The organism is Ectopseudomonas toyotomiensis, assembly GCF_017167985.1.
Lineage (GTDB): Bacteria > Pseudomonadota > Gammaproteobacteria > Pseudomonadales > Pseudomonadaceae > Aquipseudomonas > Aquipseudomonas toyotomiensis.
Map to the genome: position 1 here is coordinate 19,583 of NZ_CP070505.1, position 19,699 is coordinate 39,281.

Sequence of the window (19,699 nt, forward strand, 5' to 3'; positions counted from 1 at the left end):
AGTTAAGGTCGATCCCCCCCACTCATACTGAAACGCCTCTCGATGCAAGTGGATACCTCAACTTATGCCCGCAAGGCGTTTCAGGCTCTCTGAATTGCCCCTTGCTTAGCTATCCAATTAAGAAGCCTGAAATTTATATCTCAGCCAAACATACCCTATTCCGCCCCGTATTTTTTGCAGCGTAGAGTGCCTTATCGGCAGCGTCGATAAGCGCACTGGCTTCCAGCTCAGCACACGATGCTATGCCTGCACTTAAGCTGACACTGAAATCTCCCATCTCACTGGAGAAGCTTATTTGCGAGAACTGCTGACGAATTTGGTCCAGTATCTGTACTGCTTGAGCTCCACCGCACTCGGGCAGCACTGCCAGGAATTCTTCGCCACCGTAGCGACCAATAACGTCGACTCTGCGGAGTCTTTGCCTGAGCAGATTAGCGAGCGCCCGAATCACGTTGTCACCAATACCATGACCGTATGAATCGTTGACGTTCTTGAAATGGTCAATATCCAGCATTACCACGCTTACAGGCTTGCCTGTACGCATTGCGCGCTCCTGCTCTACCGCAACCTGCTCCTTGATATCCGCATGCTTCAGCAGCCCCGTCAGGCTGTCTCGTGATAACGCATTGCTGAGTAGTCTTGCCCTCTGTGCCCTGGCAAACACTGTAGCGATAAGGCTCTTATCGGATATGGGCTTGGTGACGAAGTCATCGCCCGCCTTAAGCAAGGCACTCATTTGCAAGCCGATATCGGTTTCGGCCGAAAGATAGATGATCGGTATTCGGATCCAGTCATCGTTGAAGCGGATCATCTGGGCAAGCTCGGGTCCCGAGCAGCCGGGTATATTCAAATCCAGCAGCAGAACCTCTGGACTGAATTGAGCAATGGTCTCAAGTAGCTGGCTCGGCTCATTGACTACCTCAACCAGCATATTTGCCGCGCTCAGCACCAAGCGATAGTGATTGGCCAACTCATAGTCATCATCAACGATCAACACTCGATAGGGAGTCCCCCCTTGTTGGGCGAAACACCTCTCAAGGCGACTCTCAAGCTTGGCCACATCAACAGGTTTGCTGAAAAAACCGACGGCACCAAGGCGTGCAGCCTGTAGCTGAGTATCGAAGTCATCCTGCGTCGTCAGCACCAGCAACGGAGGCACCTGCGGGAGACGAGCACGCAGTGAGGACGCGTACTCCAATCCGCTCTGCTGAGCGGTGCCGAGATTGACGTCGACAATCAAAGCATCAGGACTCTGCCGCGCTATCGCCTCATCAAGTTCGGTAGTGCAGATAAAGTGGCGAGCTTGATAGCCGAACGTCGAGAGCGTTCGACGGATGCTCTCACCCACACTTTCTTCATCCTCGAGGATGTAGATGAGACGGGAGCCTTCGTTCGGGGCGCTGCTGCGCGGCAGCTCGATAGGGGCGGGAGCAGGATTCACCCTTACTGCTAGATCTGAAGTGCACGCCAGTGCCTGGATATCATCAACAAAAGTGTCCAATCCCTTGCGCTGCAACTCTAGACTGCTGAGCCATTGCTGCGAGTGCTGCTCAAGCAATCGAGCTTGATCTCCCAGCTCCTTGAAGCCGAAGGTACCTGCACTCCCCGCTAGCTTATGCAGCTGGTTGCGCAGATCCTGTAGGTGCTCAAGCTGCTCTGTTGGATCAGAGGAACGCTGCAACTGCTGCGCCCTATCTGCCAGCTGCGGCAGCTCTTCCTTGAGGCGCTGTGCAAACTGCTCGCCCAACAGCTGTAACTGAGCTTGCAGGTCAGCCAACTGCTTCTGTCTATCCATTCGAGCGGCTCCAAATGGCACGTATCTGACTTGCCAACTGCATCGGATCGAAGGGTTTTATGATTACGTCACGTGCGCCGAGGCTCAGGTAATGTTCGACCTCTGCAGGCTGTACCTTGGCAGTCATAAAGGCGACAGGGACAACGTTGATGTCCACCAGGTTGACCAATTGCTCAAGCGTCTGCGGGCCATCCATTCCGGGCATCATGACATCCAGCAGAATAAAATCCGGCGCAAAACCTGCCACTCTATCGATGGCGTCCTGACCGCTGCTGCAACTCAGCACCTCGAATCCGCCGACAGCCTCCAGGGCGACTTTGGCCACAGCCTGAATGGAGGGGTCGTCCTCCACATGCAATATGCGCTTCAGCTCAGGCATGATCATCCCCTTTGGTCGGTAGTAGGCGAGCGAGCACATCCAGGAATGCCTGTGGCTCTGTTCGGGATTTGGCCAATGCTGCCTCGACAAAACTCAGCTGTTCCGTCGAAAGCTCTGTCGAAGACAGTACCACTATCGGTAGTCCTGGATGGGCCTGATGAATCTCCTCAATGAGAGTGAAGCCATCACCATCTGGCAGGTGCAGGTCAAGCAGCACCAGATCCCATGAGCTAGATGCCAACTGCTGCCGGGCCTCCATGAGATTGCCGGCCCCCTCGCACGCAGCCAGGCTTCTAGCCTGCTCGGCAACAACCATGCGCAGATCAGGATCATCCTCGATATGCAGAATGCGAGGCTGTCCCCGCGTGCTGCCGAGTGCACGACGCAGGCCGCTCAGTAGTCGATGCGGGTCGATGGGTTTATCCAGCCAGTCAACAATGTGCATACCCCCCTGGAGATTAAGTTGCCCTTGCTCGGCTGCCGCGGAGATGACAATGACGGGTAAATCCTTCTTGCGCAGTACACGCTGAATTTCCAACAGGATCTCAAAACCGTGGCCGTCAGGCAGGCGTAAGTCCAAGGTTACGGCGGCCACTTCGCGCGTTGCCAGGATATGCCTCGCCTCAGCCAGGTTATCAGCCAGTGCTGCCTGATAACCACCGCCCTCAAGCATTAGCTGGAGCAGCCGGGCTACGTCAGGCTCATCCTCCACCACCAGGATGGTTGGACGCTGAATATCAGTGAGTGGATGGTTCTCGACCAGCACCGGCAGCTCGAACCAAAACGTGCTGCCTTGGCCCTCAAGAGAATCAAAGCCCACCTGGCCACCCATACGCTCAATAAGTTCTTTGGTTATCGCCAGGCCAAGTCCGGTGCCGCCCTTTTGCCGTTGATCACTGCTGTCTGCCTGGGAGAACTTCTGGAAGATGTGTGGGTGGAAATGCTCCGGGATGCCCCGCCCACTGTCTGTGACGCTTACTCTGACGCGCCCATCTCTAAGCGTACTGTGCAGCCGCACCGAAGCGCCGGAAGGAGAGAACTTGATGGCGTTTGACAAGTAATTGGCGAGCACCTGTTGCAGCCGAAGCGCATCGGCACGCACCTTGACAGGAGGCATGGGATCAAGCGCCAGCTGCACCTGATGTTGCTCAGCATAGGAGGCATTGCTGAGAAGGGCTTCATTGAGTTGCTGACCCAACTCGAGGTTGGTGAACTCGAAACTGAGCTTCCCGGCGGCGAGTTTGTCCATGTCCAGAAGATCATTGATCAGGTGGCATAGCCGCTGACTATTCTGCTGGGCGATTTCCAGCATGGGTCGCATGCTGTCCGGTACGGCGCCAAGCGCGCCGCCGGTGACCAAGCCCAAAGAGCCTGAAATCGAGGTCAGCGGCGTACGCAGCTCATGGCTGACCGTCGATACAAAATCATTCTTGAGCTGTTCAATGCGCTTCTGCTCGGTGAGATCCATCGCAGTGCCGCTGGCACTGAGCATGCGGCCCTCAGGCGAGCATTGAATCAGTGCGCGCAGCAGCACGTGGAGTGGCTGGCCATCCTGGCGTATCAACCGGCATTCGTGATTGAGGTAATGCTCCATGACTCCTGCGGGGGCCACGAGTTGCTCACGCAGCGCGGCGACATCGTCAGCGTGAACCAGCTGCAGAAGGTCCTTGAGGGGCGGCTGAGGCCCCTGGTCGGGATATCCGAGCATCCGCCAGGTATGCGCCGAGGCAAAGAAGCGACCCGCCTCGATGTCCTGGTCCCACCAGCCATCATGCCCCCCCTGCAAGACGCGCTGGAGTCTTGCCTCGCTGTGGCGCAGCTGGGACGTCATGTCGCTGGCCAGGGCGATGGCCCGTTGCTGGCCGTTGGCAAGCACCTGGGTCAGAAGGAACAGCAGCAGGCTGATCACACCGCCCAGGCCCAGCAAGAGCCCCTGGCCTTGCTGGAAGCGCTCGTAGAAATCAGGCTGCGCATAGAAGCTTACATAGACGGGCTGGCCAAACAGCTCCAGCAACTGGGTGCGTGAAGGCTCGCCTGCCGTTTCAAGGCGCGGGTGGCTGAGGAAAATCCGCTGTTCAGCAGAGGCTGTCGCGCCAGTGTAGAGGGCGAAGTCGATCTGCACATCCCGGCTGTCGAGCAGGGCATTCATCAGGTCGGTCACGCGGTAGGGGCTATACACGAAACCGCGTAACGCCGCCCAGCGTTCGGCGCTTGAATCCAGCTGAGCCCCCGGCTGATAGACGGGTACGTACATCAGCAAGCCCGCTTGCACCGGCCCGTTATTCTCCTGGAGGAGCGTGACCTTGCTGCTCAGCTGGGCAAGGCCGGTTTCCGCTGCCCTGACCATCGCGGCTCGCCGCGTGGGCTCGGAAAACATGTCATAGCCAAACGCCGCCAGGTTGCGCCCCGAAAAGGGCTCCAGATAGGTGATCGAGGTATACAAGTCGCGCTTGCCAGCCGGCTTGATGGCGAACTCGGCAAAGCCTTCCTGGCGCACGCTCTGCTCAAACGCATGCAACTGATCTGGCTGCACGGCCTGGCTGTAACCAAGCCCGAGAATGCCCGGATAGTTGGACTCCAGATCCAGGCGTTGGACATAGCGCCGCCAATCGTCCCGGCTGACGTCGGCGCTGGCGTCAAACAGGCCTGCCGCCCCCAGGAGTATCTGGCGATGGTTGCTCATGCGCTTCTCGATCGCCTCCAGCACCTCATCGCCCAGTTGCTGGAGCTCCTCAGTTGCAGCTTTCTCCTGGATGGTGCACAGCGCATACCAGGCCCCCAGCGTGGTCAGCAAGCCGCACAACAGCACCACGAAAGGCATCCACCTGGGTCCTTTGGCCACCGCATGTTCAAGTATCGTCATTGCGTTTCATCCTGACGTGGAGCTGGTAGCTCAATCCAGAAAACAGTGCCGCCCTCCGGGCGCGAATAAAAGCCAATGGCACCGCCCATGCGCTCCATCAGCTCCTTGCTGATGGCCAGGCCCAGCCCGGTGCCGCCTTTCTGCCGGCGGTCACTGGCATCGGCCTGGGCGAACTTCTCGAAAAGCCGATCGGCAAACTCGGCAGGAATGCCCGGCCCCTGATCCACCACCGAAACCCTGATCTGCCCATCTAGTGATTGACCTGAGAGCAGCACCTGGCCTCCAGCTGGCGAGAATTTCAGCGCATTGGACAGCAGATTGCTCAGCACCTGCTGCAAGCGCAGAGGGTCCGCCATGACCTGCACTGCCGGCCCACCGATGTAGCTGAGCTGCACCTCATGCTGACGGGCGAACCCCTGGTGGTTGCTGGCACACTCGGCGAGAAAGCTGTCGAGCTCCAGTTGTTGCGGAATAAAGCTCATCTTGCCCGCGAGCAACTTGTCCATGTCCAGCAGATCATCAATCAGATGGCGCAGACGCTGGGTATTGCTTTGGGCAATCAACAGCATCTCTCGCATTGCATTCGGTACAGGACCCAATGCCTCACCGTTGATCAGCCCCAGCGAGCCCGCAATGGAAGTAAGGGGCGTGCGCAGCTCGTGGCTGACGGTCGAGACAAACTCGTTTTTCATCTGCTCCAGGTGTTTTCGCTGAGTGATATCGGTGATGAAGCCATGCCAGAGAATGCTGTCGTCGGCACGCGGCTGTGGCATAGCCCGACCTTCCAGCCAGATGAGGCCCTTTATGGGATGCAGGAAACGGTACTCTCGGTGCCAGACGCTCAGGTGTTCCGCTGACGTCTGAATGCTGGCGGTCACGGCGAGAAGATCATCCGGGTGAATACGCGCGAAAACGCTGCTCGCGTCTTCTCGCACCTCTTCGGGCTGCAGTCCGTAAACATCCCGTAGCCCCTCGCTGGCATAGGGGAAGCAACTGCGACCGTCGGAATACAGCTGGAACTGGTAGACCACACCGGGAAGTTGCTCGGCGATGTGCCGCAGGCGCTGCAGGGCTTCCTCGCGGTAGCTCAGGTCATTGAGGATGCACAGATAGCCCAGCTGCGCACCGCCATCCATGGCTATCGGCGTCAGGCTGAACAGCACGGGAATACGCTGCCCCTTGCGATGCCGGGCACTCAACTCATGCAGGCTGGTCTGTCCATGACTGCCGTTAAAGGAAGGGCTGGCAGGATCATGGCGCAGCTGACGATCTTCATCCGGTAGCACCAGTTGCAGGCTATGGCCACTCAGGGCATCCGCCTCATAGCCCAGCAGAGGACGCACGCCCGGACTGGCCTGGCGGATCACGCCCTCCATGTCGGTGACCAGCACCGCAGTCCCCACACTGCTCAGAATCGCCTTGTGCAGCGCCGCCTGCTCACGCTGACGGTGCGTCTGCAAGCGCAGCTCGAACAAGTGGATAGTCTGCTGCGCGAGCAGACCGAGCGCTGCCTTCTGTTGCGCATTGAGTTGCCGTGGCTGGCGATCAATCACACACAGGGTGCCCAGGTTATGGCCCTCGCCGTCAGCCAGTGGCATGCCCGCATAAAAGCGAATATCCGGAGCGCCGGTCACCAGCGGGTTGTCCCTGAAGCGTGGATCCAGTAGGGCATTTTCCACTTCGAACAAGGTTTCGCCGTTGATGGCATGCGCACAGAACGCCAGCTCTCGCGGCGTTTCACGGGCGTCCAGCCCCTGCCGACTCTTGAACCACTGACGCTCGGCATCGACCAACGAGATCAGCGCAATAGGGGTTTCGCAGATCTGCGCCGCCAGCGCCGTGATGTTGTCGAACATGGCCTCGGCAGGCGTATCAAGCAGCTCAAATCTGAGCAGGGCGGCGAGGCGACTACTTTCATTCGACGGTGTAGGTGGATGCCCTGGAGACTTGTGCGTCGTCATGCTTTGACCGCCTGATTGGCAATGGGCAGCTCAAACCAGAAGGTGCTGCCCAAGTGTTCCCGTGATTCGTAACCAATGCGTCCCGACATGGCTTCGATGAGTTCCTTGCAGATGGCCAGTCCCAGTCCGGTGCCACCCTTCTGTCGGGCATCGCCCGCATCCGCTTGAGAAAACCGGCTGAATATCCGGCTCTTGAATTCGTCCTTAATACCAATACCACGGTCCCTGACACTAACCCTCAGCCAGTCGTGATCGACATTTGCTTTGAGAGTTACGACTGATCCGGGCGGGGAAAACTTGGCCGCGTTGGAAATAAGGTTGGCCAGGACTTGCGCCAGACGCTGACTATCGAAGGCGACGTTGACCTCTAGAGGATGGCCGACCAGCTCAAGCGCAACCTGATATTGATCAGCATAAGGCTGGTTGTGCGTGATGGCATCCTCAAGCAGCGGCCAGATGGGTTGCTCGGAGATGTCGTAACGCATTTTCCCGGCCATCAGTTTTTCCATATCCAGCAGATCGTTGATCAGCTCATGCAAGCGCGAACTGTTGGACTGAGCGATTTGCAGCAGTGCCTGCATCGCTTGTGGCACCTCGCCCAGAGCCCCCCCATTGATCAAGCCGAGGGAGCCTGCAATGGAAGTCAGTGGCGTGCGCAGTTCATGGCTGACACTGGCAATGAACTCGCGTTGCATCTGCTGCAGACGTAAACGCTCGGTGATGTCCTGAATATGCAGTATGCACAGTGCCTCGCCAGTCACCGATTGCCCAAGCCAGGAGGCACTGCATTCGACGTCGACAGGGTTCTGCTCTGCATCCAGTAGCCGTATCCACCAGCCCAGCCGCGCCTGTCCGGACTCTTGGGCGAGGTGTTGGCGCAACAGTTCACGGTCACTCGGCAGGCAGAAATCAGCCAGTACCGCGCCGACCAACTCCTTGTGGCTGCGCTTGAGAAGTTGGCGCAGCGCCTGGTTGGCTTCCAGCAGATGCCCCGAGGCGTTGAGCATTGCCATTCCTTGCGGAGCCAGGTCGAAGGCTCGCATGAAGTCCTGCTGACTCCTGCTCAGCGCCTGGGCCAGGCTTGCTCTGCGACGGTGCAGATGCATCATCCAGGCCGCCAGACAGGTGATGAGCAGGGCCAAGCTCCAGCCCAAAGCCCTGGCCAGGGTCAAAGCAACCAGCGGCTGAGATGTACTCGAAACCTGCAGTTGCCATTGCGCTCCGGCCAGCGATACCGGCAGGCGAACCTTGCCGTCCGAGGCTGCTGGCGGGGCATCGAAGGGTAGCAGGGCAATCGCGAGATCACGCTGGCGCGCCAAGGCATCCAGGTAAGCCATGAGCCGGTCGTAATCAATCACCGTGCTGATCAGCCCCCAGTAGCGTTGATCCTGCAAATACACCGGCACCCTGTAGACAAGCCCCCTGCCGCCCTGCACCAGATTCAGGGGGCCATCCAGCTGCGGCGCCCTGTTTGCGATGATCTGCTGAACCTGCGGCCACTGCTCGGCAAGGTCGGGGTAGTAAAGCCCCAGCGCGGACTCGTTTCCTGCAAGCGGGTAGAGGTAAGCAATCCGGTTATCCGGCGCCAAGCCGATATTGCGGATATAGCGTCCCTGGGTGAACAGTCCACGCAGCCAGGGTTGCAGTTCGGTCGCGTCCAGGCGGCCCTGCTTGGCCGGTATGTAACTGGCCAAGCCGCTGGCGAGGTGCAGCGTGGCATTGAGTTCGGCCAGCAGAACCGCCCTCATTTCGTAGCCCTGGGCACGTAGAAAACGCTGCTCTTCCTGATCCCTGTACTGGTTGTAGCGCCACAGCCCAAGCTCCACCAGGCCGCCCATGAGCAGCAGTGTCGCCAGAAGCCATATCCAGGTAATGACGCTTGGGGTGTGGCTGGGCCGGATCAAGGCGTTTGCTCCACGGGCAGCTCCACCCAGAAGACCGTGCCCTGACCCTCGACGGATTCAAAGCCGATGGCTCCCGCCATGCGTTCAATCAGTTCCTTGGTGATCGCCAGCCCCAGGCCTGTTCCGCCTTTCTGCCGGGTATCCGTGGCATCAGCCTGTGAGAACTTGCCGAAGATGCGCGCGCGAAAGGCCTCAGGGATGCCCATGCCAAAGTCACGCACGCTGATGCGCACCCGCGCATCGGCCAGGGCTGCAGAAACCTCAACATCAGCGCCCGGCGCAGAGAACTTGGCCGCATTGGAGAGCAGGTTGGCCATGATCTGATCAAAGCGCTGCCTGTCTACCCGTACCTCGACATCCAGCGGCGGCGGCTTCAAATGTAGAGTCACCGAATGCTGCGTGGCATAGGGCTGGTTCTGTTCGACGGCCGTCGCCAGCAGCGGCCAGAGTTTTAGCCTGTGCAGATCAAGCGTCATTTTGCCGGCCACGAGCTTGTCCATGTCCAGCAGGTCATTGATCAAACCTGACAAGCGCTGGCTGTTACTCTGGGCGATACGCAACATTTCCCCCATCTGTGCAGGGACCTCGCCCAGCGCCCCGCCATTGATCAGACCTAGCGCCCCGGCAATTGAGGTGAGTGGTGTGCGCAACTCGTGGCTGACGGTGGAGACGAACTCATTCTTCATTCGCTCGATTCGCTTGCGCTCGCTGACGTCGCGGACTACGGCGATAAAGCGACGCTGACCCTGCAGGGTGATCTGCGACACCGCGAGCTCCATGGTGAACAGCTCGCCATTGCGCCGCAGTCCAGGCAATTCCAAGGCCTTACCCAGCATGCGTGGCACGCCACTCTCGCGGTAGGCCAATAGGAACTCATCATGCTGATCGCGGTAGTGCTCGGGTAACAGCAATTCAACGTTCTGCCCTGTCACGTCTGCTTTCGCGTAACCGAAAATTCGCTCGGCAGCCGGGTTGAAGGTTTCAATCAACCCGCTCTCATCGATGGTCACGATGGCATCGATGACGTTGTCCAGCAGGGTGCTGAGGTATTCTTCACGTTCCCGCAGGCGTTTCTCGGCCTCGAAGCGATCCGTAATGTCCTGAATCTGTGACACGAAGTGCAGGGGTACCCCCAGAGCGTCGCGTACCAATGAAACACTGAGCAGAATCCACAGCACGTTGCCGCGCTTGTCGATGTAACGCTTCTCCAGTTGGTAGTCGGCGATCACGCCCTCCAGAAGCTTTTGCAGAAGTGCCAAATCCTTGGCCAGGTCATCGGGATGGGTAATGTGCTGAAAGTCGAGTTGCAGTAACTCTTCACGGCTGTAACCCAGCATGCGACAGAGGGCGTCATTGACCTCCATCCAGCGCCCGTCAAGGTCGACGATGGCCATGCCCTGCGGAGCGGTATTAAATGCACCACTGAAGCGCCGCTCGCTGACGCGCAGTGCGTCCTCGGCTGCCTTGCGGTCGCTGATATCCCAGATGAAACCGGACACCCAGAGCAGCTCGCCGTTAGCGCCGTATTCACCCCGGCCTTGCTCCCTCACCCAGACGCTGTGACCGTCTACATGCTTAAGCCGGTAGGTGAGCTCAAATTTTTCATGTCGCTCAATGGCCGCGACGGACTGGTAGGTGATGTGCAGGTCATCAGGGTGCACGACACTGGAAAAGCTGCGTACACGGTTATCAATGAAGTCACTGGCCGGAAAACCGGTCAGAGAAGCGACTTCATCACTCATGTAACGCATAGTCCAATTGGCATCGCTCTCACAGCGATAGACGACACCGGGCAGGTTGGCCACCAGTCCCCGGAAACGATTTTCGCTCTCCTGCAACGCTCTAGTGGTGGACTCCAATTCAGATATGTCACTAGCAATGCCCAGAAAACCGGATAGCGTGCCCTGCCTGTCGAATATGGCACTTACCGTCAGGTTCACTCTGCGCCGAGTGCCATCCTTGTGCACATAGGTCCATTGCCGCGTTTCGGGCTCTCCCTGCCGCGCCAGATGGACGAAAACCTCGAAACCACTGATCTCGCGACCTACGAGCTGTGAAAGCTCGCGACCTCGTTGCTCCACCTCATCCCCCAGGTGGATTAACGCCGGGGTCTGGAAACCAACCACTTCCTCTGCCTGATAGCCCAGCAGGCGTTGCGCGCCCCGGTTGAACAGCGTAATCAGCCCATCAGGGTTGGTGGCGATGACGCTGACGCCGGTTGCAGAGTCGAGAATGGCCTGTAGTTGGGCGCTGGTTCGATGGGCCTCATCCTGCTGCTCGCGCATCCCGGTGATGTCGGCATGGGTGCCATACATCATCAAGGGCTTGCCATCAGCGGTCCAGCTGACTACCCGCCCGCGGTCATGCACCCACACCCAGCGCCCCGACTTGTGGCGCATACGGCACTGAAAGTCATAAAAGGGCGTTTCGCCCCTGAAGTGGCGCTCCAGGCGGGCGCCTGACTCGGTGAGGTCATCGGGATGGGCGTGGTTCAACCAGGTGTTGATGTCGACGGGGGCCAGTTCTTCAAGGCGGTAGCCGATGATCTCCGCCCAGCGTTCATTGAAGGTGGTTTCCCCGGTCTGAACGTTCCACTCCCACGTACCGATGTTAGTTCCGTCGATGATACTTTTGAGGCGCTCTGCTTGCTCCCACAAGGCTGCTTCAGTTCGCTTCTGGTTAGAAGTGTCGCGCATTCAAAGCCCTACTGCTGGCAGATACAGTCAGTTAGATTAGATGAACCTTGCGAGAAAATCGTCAGGTGAGCCTGCCTTAATTGCGGGCGCAAGCTGACGGCGAATCTTCGCAACAAGTGACTGCTTTTGGCCGTTATCTACCTATCGCGCCCCAGCTGTCAAAGAGGCTGAGGTAGAACGCAGTCTGTGATCAATCCCAGTGCAAACCGTCAGAGAGCTCAGGGATCCGCCACCCTCGAAAGCGAGCTCAGCACAAACGGTCACCAAACGGTCACCAGAAACAGCTTTTTGAGTTTCGCCCAAAACCATCGCCCATAAAAAAATCCAGTCACCGCTAAGTGACTGGATTTTCTAGGGTTTTTTGGTCGGGACGGAGTGATTCGAACACTCGACCCCTTGCACCCCATGCAAGTGCGCTACCGGGCTGCGCTACGCCCCGACGATGCTTCCGGGTGACCGAAAGCGGGAGGAACTATACATTAAGCTTTTGAAATAAGGCAACTTTTTCTTGGCCTTACTTCTTCAGTACATGCAAAACATCCTCGAGCTCGGCAATCATCTGTTTGATCAGCTGACGATACTGAGTAGTGTCGTCCTTGGCTTCGTCACCAGAAAGGCGCTGACGTGCGCCACCGATGGTGAAGCCTTGATCGTACAGGAGTGCACGAATCTGCCGAATCATCAGCACATCCTGACGCTGGTAATAGCGACGGTTACCCCGCCGCTTTACCGGATTCAACTGTGGGAATTCCTGTTCCCAGTAACGTAGAACGTGGGGCTTGACCGCGCAGAGTTCACTGACCTCACCAATGGTGAAGTAACGTTTGCCGGGAATTGCCGGTAGTTCGTCGTTATGACTTGGTTCCAGCATAGGCCTCGACCCTGGCTTTCAATTTTTGCCCTGGACGAAAAGTGACCACACGGCGAGCCGTGATTGGAATCTCTTCCCCTGTTTTCGGGTTACGGCCGGGTCGCTGGCGCTTGTCGCGCAAGTCGAAGTTGCCGAACCCGGACAGCTTGACCTGTTCGTTCAGCTCAAGAGCCTGGCGGATCTCTTCAAAAAACAGCTCCACCAGTTCCTTGGCTTCCCGTTTGTTCAGGCCGAGCTCTTCATACAGACGTTCCGCCATTTCAGCTTTCGTCAGAGCCCCCATACGCTACTTCCTTAACGTGGCGTTGAACCTTTGTTCGAGGCAGGTGAGGATATTTTGCGTAGTAGTACTCACCTCATCGTCATTAAGAGTGCGCGATGGATGTTGCCAGGTCAAGCCGACGGCAAGGCTTTTTCTAAGCGGATCAATGCCTTTACCGTGATAGACGTCAAATAGCTTGAGGTCCGTCAGCCATTCCCCTGCCGTTTCACGGATTGCGCCCAGCACAGCCTCGGCCGGCTGCTCGCGGTCGACCAGCAGCGCCAGGTCACGACGCACTTCTGGGAAGCGCGACAACTCGCTGAATGCAGGCATGCGACCAGCAGCCACTTCGGCCAGCACCAGCTCGAAGAGGAACACAGGCTGATCCATGCCCAGGGTCTTGGTGAGTTCAGGATGCAGAGCACCGATGAAGCCAACCAGGCGCCCTTCCCGCTCGATACGGGCGGTCTGGCCCGGATGCAGAGCAGGATGCTCGCCAGGCACGAAGCAGAAGGCATCGGCCGCACCGGCATAACCCAGCAGCGCCTCGACATCGGCTTTCAGATCATAGAAGTCGACATTATCACGGCTGTTGGCCCAGCCTTCGGGTAGACGGCTGCCGGTGATCACGCCGGCGAGCATGGCTTCCTGCTGCAGACCTTCCAGCTGACCGACAAAACGCAGGCCGCTCTCGAACAGACGCACGCGCGACTGCTGACGATTGAGGTTGTGCTGCAGCGCCTTGACCAGCCCTGGCCACAGCGAGGAACGCATAGCGGCCATATCGGCAGAAATCGGGTTGGCCAACTGCAACGGCTCTACACCAGGCGTGAACAGCTCGAACAGCTTCGGGTCGATGAAGCTGTAGGTGATCGCTTCCTGATAACCACGGGCGACCAGCAGACGACGCAGCGCCGGCAGCTCAGCCCGCGCTTCGGCTTTGGCCTGCGGCGCCAGGCGAGCTTGCGGGTAACGTACCGGCAGGCGGTTATAACCGTACAGGCGGCCCAGCTCTTCGATCAGATCCACTTCCAGGCTGATGTCGAAGCGGTGACTGGGCACGCTGACCAGCCACTGGCCGGAGCCCTGAGCGCTGACACCCAGACCCAGCGCGGTGAGCAGACGCTCGACTTCAGCGCTGTCCATATCCATACCCAGCATCTGGCTGATGCGTTCGGCGCGCAGGGTGATCGGCGCCACGCTCGGCAGATCGGCCTCGCTGCTGACTTCGATAACCGGGCCGGCTTCGCCGCCAACGATCTCCAGCAGCAGCGCAGTCGCGCGCTCCATTGCCTGACGCGCCAGTTGCGAATCCACACCACGCTCGAAGCGGTGCGAAGAGTCGGTGTGCAGGCCATAGGAGCGGGCCTTGCCGGCAACGGCGATGTTGTCGAAGAAGGCACTTTCCAGGAACAGGTCACGAGTCTTGTCGCTCACGCCGCTGTGCTCACCGCCCATCACGCCAGCGATGGCCAGGGCGCGACTGTGATCAGCGATGACCAGCGTATCGGCACGCAGGCTGACTTCCTGACCGTCGAGCAGCACCAGCTTTTCGCCCTCTTCCGCCATGCGCACGCGAATGCCGCCATTAATCTCGGCGAGGTCGAAGGCGTGCATCGGTTGGCCCAGCTCGAGCATCACGTAGTTGGTGATATCCACCGCCGCATCGATACTGCGAATATCGGAACGACGCAGCCGCTCGACCATCCACAGCGGGGTCGGACGGGACAGGTCAACGTTACGCACAACGCGACCGAGGTAACGCGGGCACGCCTTGGGCGCGAGCACCTCGACCGGACGCACTTCGTCATGCGCGGGCGCAACGGCCTCGATAGCAACTGGCGATACGGCGGCGCTGTACATGGCCCCCACTTCGCGAGCCAGGCCAGCGAGCGACAAGCAGTCACCACGGTTGGGGGTCAGGCCGATCTCGATGCTGGCATCGTCCAGTTGCAGGTAGATGCGAATGTCGCTGCCAACCGGCGCATCGGCCGCCAGCTCCATCAGGCCACTGTTGTCCTCGCTGATCTGCAGCTCGGAAGCCGAGCACAGCATGCCCTGGGATTCCACACCACGCAGCTTGGCCTTCTTGATCTTGAAGTCGCCCGGCAGTTCTGCGCCGATCATGGCGAACGGAATCTTGATACCGGCGCGGGCATTGGGCGCGCCGCAAACGACCTGGAAGGTCTCGCTGCCATTGCTAACCTGGCATACACGCAGCTTGTCGGCGTCCGGATGCTGTTCGGCACTGAGGATCTCACCGACCACGATGCCACTGAAGGCGCCGGCAACCGGCTGTACGGCGTCGACTTCGAGGCCAACCATGGACAGGCGCGCGACCAGATCCTCGCGGGATACATCGGGATTCACCCAATTGCGCAGCCACTGTTCACTGAATTTCATGTTGTCTGTTCTCCTTGACGGGCATGCCGCGTAGGCACCCACATCATGCAAGCCTACGCTGCATACCCCACCCTCATCCGGCGCTTTGCGCCACCTTCTCCCGAGGAAGAAGGATTTGAAGGAAGCGTCGCTACGCGACTGTCACGCTAAATGAATTCGATCACGAGGGGTGGCTGCTAGCGAAATTGCGCTAGGAACCGCAGGTCGTTATCGAAGAACAGGCGCAAGTCGTTGACGCCATAACGCAGCATGGCCAGGCGCTCGACACCCATACCGAAGGCGAAGCCGGAGTATTTCTCCGGGTCGATGCCGCTCATGCGCAGCACGTTCGGATGCACCATGCCGCAGCCCATCACTTCCAGCCAGCCGGTCTGCTTGCACACGCGGCAGCCCTTGCCGGAACACATCACGCACTGCATGTCGACTTCGGCCGACGGCTCGGTGAAGGGGAAGAAGGAAGGACGGAAACGCACACCCAGCGGTTTCTCGAAGAACACCCGGAGGAATTCCTCGATGGTGCCCTTGAGGTCGGCGAAGCTGATGTCTTCGTCGACCAGCAGGCCTTCGACCTGATGGAACATCGGCGAGTGGGTGATATCGGAGTCGCAGCGATAGACACGGCCGGGGCAGACGATGCGGATCGGCGGCTGCTGCGATTCCATGGTGCGCACCTGAACCGGCGAGGTGTGGGTGCGCAACAGCATGTTCGCGTTGAAATAGAAGGTATCGTGCATCGCCCGCGCCGGGTGGTGGCCAGGGATGTTGAGCGCCTCGAAGTTGTGGTAGTCGTCTTCGACTTCCGGCCCCTCGGCCACGCTGTAGCCGATATGGGTAAAGAACTGCTCGACACGCTCGAGCGTGCGAGTGACCGGGTGCAGACCACCGGATGCCTGGCCACGACCAGGCAGGGTAACGTCAATACGCTCGGACGCCAGCTTCTCGGCGAGCAAGGCCTGCTCAAGCACGGATTTGCGGGCATTCAGGGCGTCTTGCACTTGATTCTTGGCAGTGTTGATCAGGGCGCCAGCCTGCGGCCGCTCTTCGGCCGACAGCTTGCCCAGAGTCTGCATCAGGGCGGTCAGTTCGCCTTTCTTGCCAAGGTACTGAACCCGGAGCTGTTCCAGGGCATTGACATCTTCACTTCGTTGCACGGCCTCGAGCGCTTGCGAGACCAATGCATCCAGATTTTCCATTTACAGACTCCAGATACGAAATAGGGGAAGAGCTGTTAAGGCTCTTCCCCTATCTTTGACGTTGCCACCGGGCGAGCCCGGTGATTGTCGGGGGACTTAAGCCAGAACGGCCTTGGCCTTCTCGACAATCGCAGCAAACGCCGCTTTTTCGTTCACTGCCAGATCAGCCAGAACCTTACGGTCGATTTCGATCGACGCTTTCTTCAGGCCAGCGATCAGACGGCTGTAGGACAGACCGTTGACGCGAGCACCAGCGTTGATACGAGCGATCCACAGTGCGCGGAACTGACGTTTTTTCTGACGACGGTCACGGTAGGCATATTGACCAGCCTTGATGACAGCCTGCTTGGCAACACGGAATACACGCGAACGAGCGCCGTAGTAGCCTTTAGCCAGTTTCAGAATCTTTTTGTGACGAGCACGAGCGATAACGCCACGCTTAACACGAGCCATGAGTAATTACCTCTAAGTATCTTGACCGATTAACGAACGCGCAGCATGCGCTCGACTTTAGCTTTGTCCGACGGACCGATCAGCGAGCTGCCACGCAGCTGGCGCTTACGTTTCGTGGACATCTTGGTCAGGATGTGGCTCTTGAAAGCGTGCTTGTGCTTGAAGCCTGTAGCAGTCTTCAGGAAGCGCTTCGCAGCACCGCTCTTGGTTTTCATTTTTGGCATGTTTTGTACTCCGCATTCATTAACAACTGATAACCATCAGGCCTGCCAGTGCCCGGTAGATTATTTACGCTTCTTGGGTGCGATGACCATCATCAGCTGGCGTCCTTCCAGCTTAGGATGCTGTTCTACGGTGCCGATTTCAGCGAGGTCAGCTTCGACCCGCTTCAACAGCTCCATACCCAGTTCCTGGTGAGCCATCTCACGACCGCGGAATCTCAGAGATACCTTGGCCTTGTCCCCATCTTCAAGGAAACGTACCAGGTTGCGTAGTTTTACCTGGTAATCCCCATCTTCCGTCCCTGGACGAAACTTGATTTCTTTAATCTGCTGCTGGTGCTGGTTCTTCTTGGCGAGAGCAGCCTGCTTCTTCTTCTCAAACAGGTGCTTGCCGTAGTCCATGATGCGGCAAACTGGCGGCAGTGCGTCAGCAGAGATCTCTACCAGATCCAGCTTGGCTTCTTCAGCCACGCGCAATGCCTCATCGATCGAAACAATACCGACCTGCTCGCCGTCTGCACCAATCAGGCGCACTTCACGAGCGGTGATGTTTTCGTTGATCGGCGCCTTAGGGGCGGCCCGCTTGTCCTGTCTCATTTCACGCTTAATAGTTATTACTCCAAATCTTGGCGACCACGCCGGGAAACCGCTTGCTGCAACTGTGCGGCGAACTGCTCGATGGGCAGAGAGCCCAGATCGACGCCTTCACGGGTACGGACAGCAACGGATCGAGTCTCGACTTCCCGATCTCCAATAACCAAGAGATAGGGAACCTTGAGCAAGGTATGCTCGCGGATTTTAAAGCCGATCTTTTCGTTTCTCAAGTCAACCTTGGCACGAAAACCGCTTTGATTGAGAGTTTTCTCGACTTCACGGGCAAAATCGGCCTGCTTGTCGGTGATATTCATGATCACCGCCTGGGTCGGAGCGAGCCAAGCTGGGAAGGAGCCGGCGTAGTGCTCGATCAGCATACCGATGAAACGCTCGAACGAACCGAGGATCGCGCGGTGCAACATGACCGGACGCTTGCGGTTGTTGTCTTCGGCGATATAGCTGGCATCCAGGCGCTCAGGCAGGTTCGGATCGTACTGCAGCGTACCGCACTGCCAGTTACGCCCCAGGCAGTCACGCAGGGTGAATTCGATCTTCGGACCGTAGAAGGCGCCCTCACCCGGCTGATATTCCCAGGCCAGGCCGGATTCGTTCAGCGCTTCGGCCAGCGCGCCTTCGGCGCGATCCCACAGCTCGTCGGAGCCCACGCGCTTGGCAGGACGGGTCGAGAGCTTCATGGCGATATCGGTGAAGCCGAAGTCCGAGTAGACCTGCAGGGTCAGCTTGATGAAATCGGCCGCTTCCTTCTTGACCTGATCTTCGGTGCAGAAGATGTGTGCATCGTCCTGCACGAAGCCACGCACGCGCATGATGCCGTGCAGCGCGCCGGACGGCTCATTGCGGTGGCAAGCACCGAACTCGGCGAGGCGCAGCGGCAGGTCGCGGTAGGACTTCAGGCCCTGATTGAAGATCTGCACGTGGCACGGGCAGTTCATCGGCTTGACCGCGTAGTCGCGGTTTTCCGAAGCCGTGGTGAACATGTTCTCGGCGTAGTTGGACCAGTGCCCAGAGCGCTCCCAGAGGATGCGATCGACCACCTGCGGCGTGCGCACTTCCACGTAGCCGTTCTCACGCTGCACCTGGCGCATGTACTGCTCCAGCACCTGGTAGACGGTCCAGCCATTGGGATGCCAGAAGACCATGCCCGGCGCCTCTTCCTGCAGGTGGAACAGATCCAACTGCTTGCCGATACGACGGTGATCGCGCTTCTCGGCCTCTTCAATACGCTGGATATAGGCAGCCAGCTGCTTCTTGTCCGCCCAGGCAGTGCCATAGATACGCTGCAGCTGCTCGTTTTTCGAGTCGCCACGCCAGTAGGCACCGGAAATGCGGGTCAGCTTGAACGCCTTGAGGAAGCGCGTGTTCGGCACGTGCGGGCCGCGACACATGTCGACGTATTCTTCATGGAAGTACAGACCCATGGCCGTTTCGTCCGGCATGTCGTCGATCAGACGCAGCTTGTATTCCTCACCACGAGACTTGAACAGCTCGATGACCTCGTCACGCGGCGTCATCTTCTTGATGACGTCGTAGTCCTTGTCGATCAGCTCGGCCATGCGCTTTTCGATGGCCGCCATGTCTTCCGGCGTGAAGGGACGATCGATGGCGATGTCGTAATAGAAGCCTTCGTCAATGACCGGCCCGATCACCATCTTGGCGTTCGGATACAGCTGCTTGACGGCATGCCCAACCAGGTGAGCACAGGAGTGGCGGATGATTTCCAGCCCCTCTTCGTCCTTCGGCGTGATGATCTGCAAGGTGGCATCGGCATCGATCACGTCACAGGCATCGACCTGCTTGCCGTTCACCTTGCCAGCCAGGGTGGCTTTGGCCAGGCCTGCACCAATGGATTGCGCGACCTCCAGCACAGATACCGGATGATCGAACGAACGTTGACTGCCGTCGGGAAGAGTAATGATGGGCATGGCGCCTCCTCTCCTAGTGGTGACCCCTACCAAAGGTCACGTGGGTTGGGATGAGCCAGGAAGCGATTCAGCGGTATGCCCACCTAACGATGGCAGGAGCCCGAAGGCCAACCAGTCCGAACCAGAGTCACTGGAAGTAAAGAGCGGGGATACTTTCAGAA

General features: G+C 58.6%; 14 protein-coding genes and 1 tRNA gene. All 15 read right to left on the reverse strand.

What is annotated here, in order from left to right:
* Positions 1-133: 133 nt before the first annotated feature.
* Positions 134-1,795, reverse strand: a complete 1,662-nt coding sequence (locus JWV26_RS00070) for a diguanylate cyclase (RefSeq protein WP_206418054.1) — start codon at positions 1,793-1,795, stop codon at positions 134-136.
* Entirely contained in the window at positions 1,788-2,174 is a 387-nt protein-coding gene (locus JWV26_RS00075) for a response regulator (protein ID WP_206418056.1), read from the reverse strand. The genes JWV26_RS00070 and JWV26_RS00075 overlap by 8 nt, the downstream gene beginning before the upstream one ends.
* Positions 2,167-5,037, reverse strand: a complete 2,871-nt coding sequence (locus JWV26_RS00080) for a CHASE domain-containing protein (RefSeq protein ID WP_206418057.1) — start codon at positions 5,035-5,037, stop codon at positions 2,167-2,169. Before JWV26_RS00080 ends, JWV26_RS00075 begins: the two co-directional genes overlap by 8 nt.
* Positions 5,034-6,998: an ATP-binding protein gene (locus JWV26_RS00085; RefSeq protein ID WP_420890285.1), complete on the reverse strand. Its 1,965-nt coding sequence runs from the start codon at positions 6,996-6,998 to the stop codon at positions 5,034-5,036. Before JWV26_RS00085 ends, JWV26_RS00080 begins: the two co-directional genes overlap by 4 nt.
* Positions 6,995-8,902: an ATP-binding protein gene (locus JWV26_RS00090; protein ID WP_206418060.1), complete on the reverse strand. Its 1,908-nt coding sequence runs from the start codon at positions 8,900-8,902 to the stop codon at positions 6,995-6,997. Before JWV26_RS00090 ends, JWV26_RS00085 begins: the two co-directional genes overlap by 4 nt.
* Complete coding sequence (locus tag JWV26_RS00095; protein WP_206418062.1) at positions 8,899-11,598, reverse strand: PAS domain-containing sensor histidine kinase; 2,700 nt, start codon at positions 11,596-11,598, stop codon at positions 8,899-8,901. Before JWV26_RS00095 ends, JWV26_RS00090 begins: the two co-directional genes overlap by 4 nt.
* Before the next feature lie 362 nt (positions 11,599-11,960).
* Positions 11,961-12,037, reverse strand: a tRNA-Pro gene (locus tag JWV26_RS00100).
* Positions 12,038-12,112: 75 nt separating this feature from the next.
* Positions 12,113-12,469: a MerR family transcriptional regulator gene (locus JWV26_RS00105; RefSeq protein WP_013716019.1), complete on the reverse strand. Its 357-nt coding sequence runs from the start codon at positions 12,467-12,469 to the stop codon at positions 12,113-12,115.
* The gene (gene ihfA, locus JWV26_RS00110) at positions 12,450-12,752 is read right to left on the reverse strand and encodes an integration host factor subunit alpha (RefSeq protein ID WP_003243414.1); all 303 of its coding nucleotides are present in this window, start codon (positions 12,750-12,752) and stop codon (positions 12,450-12,452) included. The genes JWV26_RS00105 and ihfA overlap by 20 nt, the downstream gene beginning before the upstream one ends.
* A gap of 3 nt (positions 12,753-12,755) precedes the next feature.
* Positions 12,756-15,134, reverse strand: coding sequence for a phenylalanine--tRNA ligase subunit beta (gene pheT / locus JWV26_RS00115; protein ID WP_206418063.1), 2,379 nt, complete (start codon positions 15,132-15,134; stop codon positions 12,756-12,758).
* Positions 15,135-15,310: 176 nt separating this feature from the next.
* On the reverse strand, positions 15,311-16,327 hold the full coding sequence (gene pheS / locus JWV26_RS00120; RefSeq protein ID WP_003461226.1) for a phenylalanine--tRNA ligase subunit alpha: 1,017 nt from the start codon (positions 16,325-16,327) through the stop codon (positions 15,311-15,313).
* 96 nt (positions 16,328-16,423) lie between these two features.
* A complete protein-coding gene (rplT, locus tag JWV26_RS00125) occupies positions 16,424-16,780 on the reverse strand; it encodes a 50S ribosomal protein L20 (RefSeq protein WP_003461224.1) in 357 nt (118 codons plus the stop codon).
* Positions 16,781-16,809: 29 nt separating this feature from the next.
* Positions 16,810-17,004, reverse strand: a complete 195-nt coding sequence (gene rpmI, locus JWV26_RS00130; protein WP_003461222.1) for a 50S ribosomal protein L35 — start codon at positions 17,002-17,004, stop codon at positions 16,810-16,812.
* Positions 17,005-17,064: 60 nt separating this feature from the next.
* Positions 17,065-17,616, reverse strand: coding sequence for a translation initiation factor IF-3 (gene infC / locus JWV26_RS00135; protein WP_174892499.1), 552 nt, complete (start codon positions 17,614-17,616; stop codon positions 17,065-17,067).
* Positions 17,616-19,538, reverse strand: coding sequence for a threonine--tRNA ligase (gene thrS / locus JWV26_RS00140; protein ID WP_072425546.1), 1,923 nt, complete (start codon positions 19,536-19,538; stop codon positions 17,616-17,618). The genes infC and thrS overlap by 1 nt, the downstream gene beginning before the upstream one ends.
* Between the last annotated feature and the right edge of the window lie 161 nt (positions 19,539-19,699).

Coding starts and splice junctions, on each gene's coding strand:
- JWV26_RS00070 (WP_206418054.1), bottom strand. CDS start 1,795: ATGGATAGACAGAAGCAGTTGGCTGACCTGCAAGCTCAGTTACAGCTG.
- JWV26_RS00075 (WP_206418056.1), bottom strand. CDS start 2,174: ATGCCTGAGCTGAAGCGCATATTGCATGTGGAGGACGACCCCTCCATT.
- JWV26_RS00080 (WP_206418057.1), bottom strand. CDS start 5,037: ATGACGATACTTGAACATGCGGTGGCCAAAGGACCCAGGTGGATGCCT.
- JWV26_RS00085 (WP_420890285.1), bottom strand. CDS start 6,998: ATGACGACGCACAAGTCTCCAGGGCATCCACCTACACCGTCGAATGAA.
- JWV26_RS00095 (WP_206418062.1), bottom strand. CDS start 11,598: ATGCGCGACACTTCTAACCAGAAGCGAACTGAAGCAGCCTTGTGGGAG.
- JWV26_RS00105 (WP_013716019.1), bottom strand. CDS start 12,469: ATGCTGGAACCAAGTCATAACGACGAACTACCGGCAATTCCCGGCAAA.
- ihfA (WP_003243414.1), bottom strand. CDS start 12,752: ATGGGGGCTCTGACGAAAGCTGAAATGGCGGAACGTCTGTATGAAGAG.
- pheT (WP_206418063.1), bottom strand. CDS start 15,134: ATGAAATTCAGTGAACAGTGGCTGCGCAATTGGGTGAATCCCGATGTA.
- pheS (WP_003461226.1), bottom strand. CDS start 16,327: ATGGAAAATCTGGATGCATTGGTCTCGCAAGCGCTCGAGGCCGTGCAA.
- rplT (WP_003461224.1), bottom strand. CDS start 16,780: ATGGCTCGTGTTAAGCGTGGCGTTATCGCTCGTGCTCGTCACAAAAAG.
- rpmI (WP_003461222.1), bottom strand. CDS start 17,004: ATGCCAAAAATGAAAACCAAGAGCGGTGCTGCGAAGCGCTTCCTGAAG.
- thrS (WP_072425546.1), bottom strand. CDS start 19,538: ATGCCCATCATTACTCTTCCCGACGGCAGTCAACGTTCGTTCGATCAT.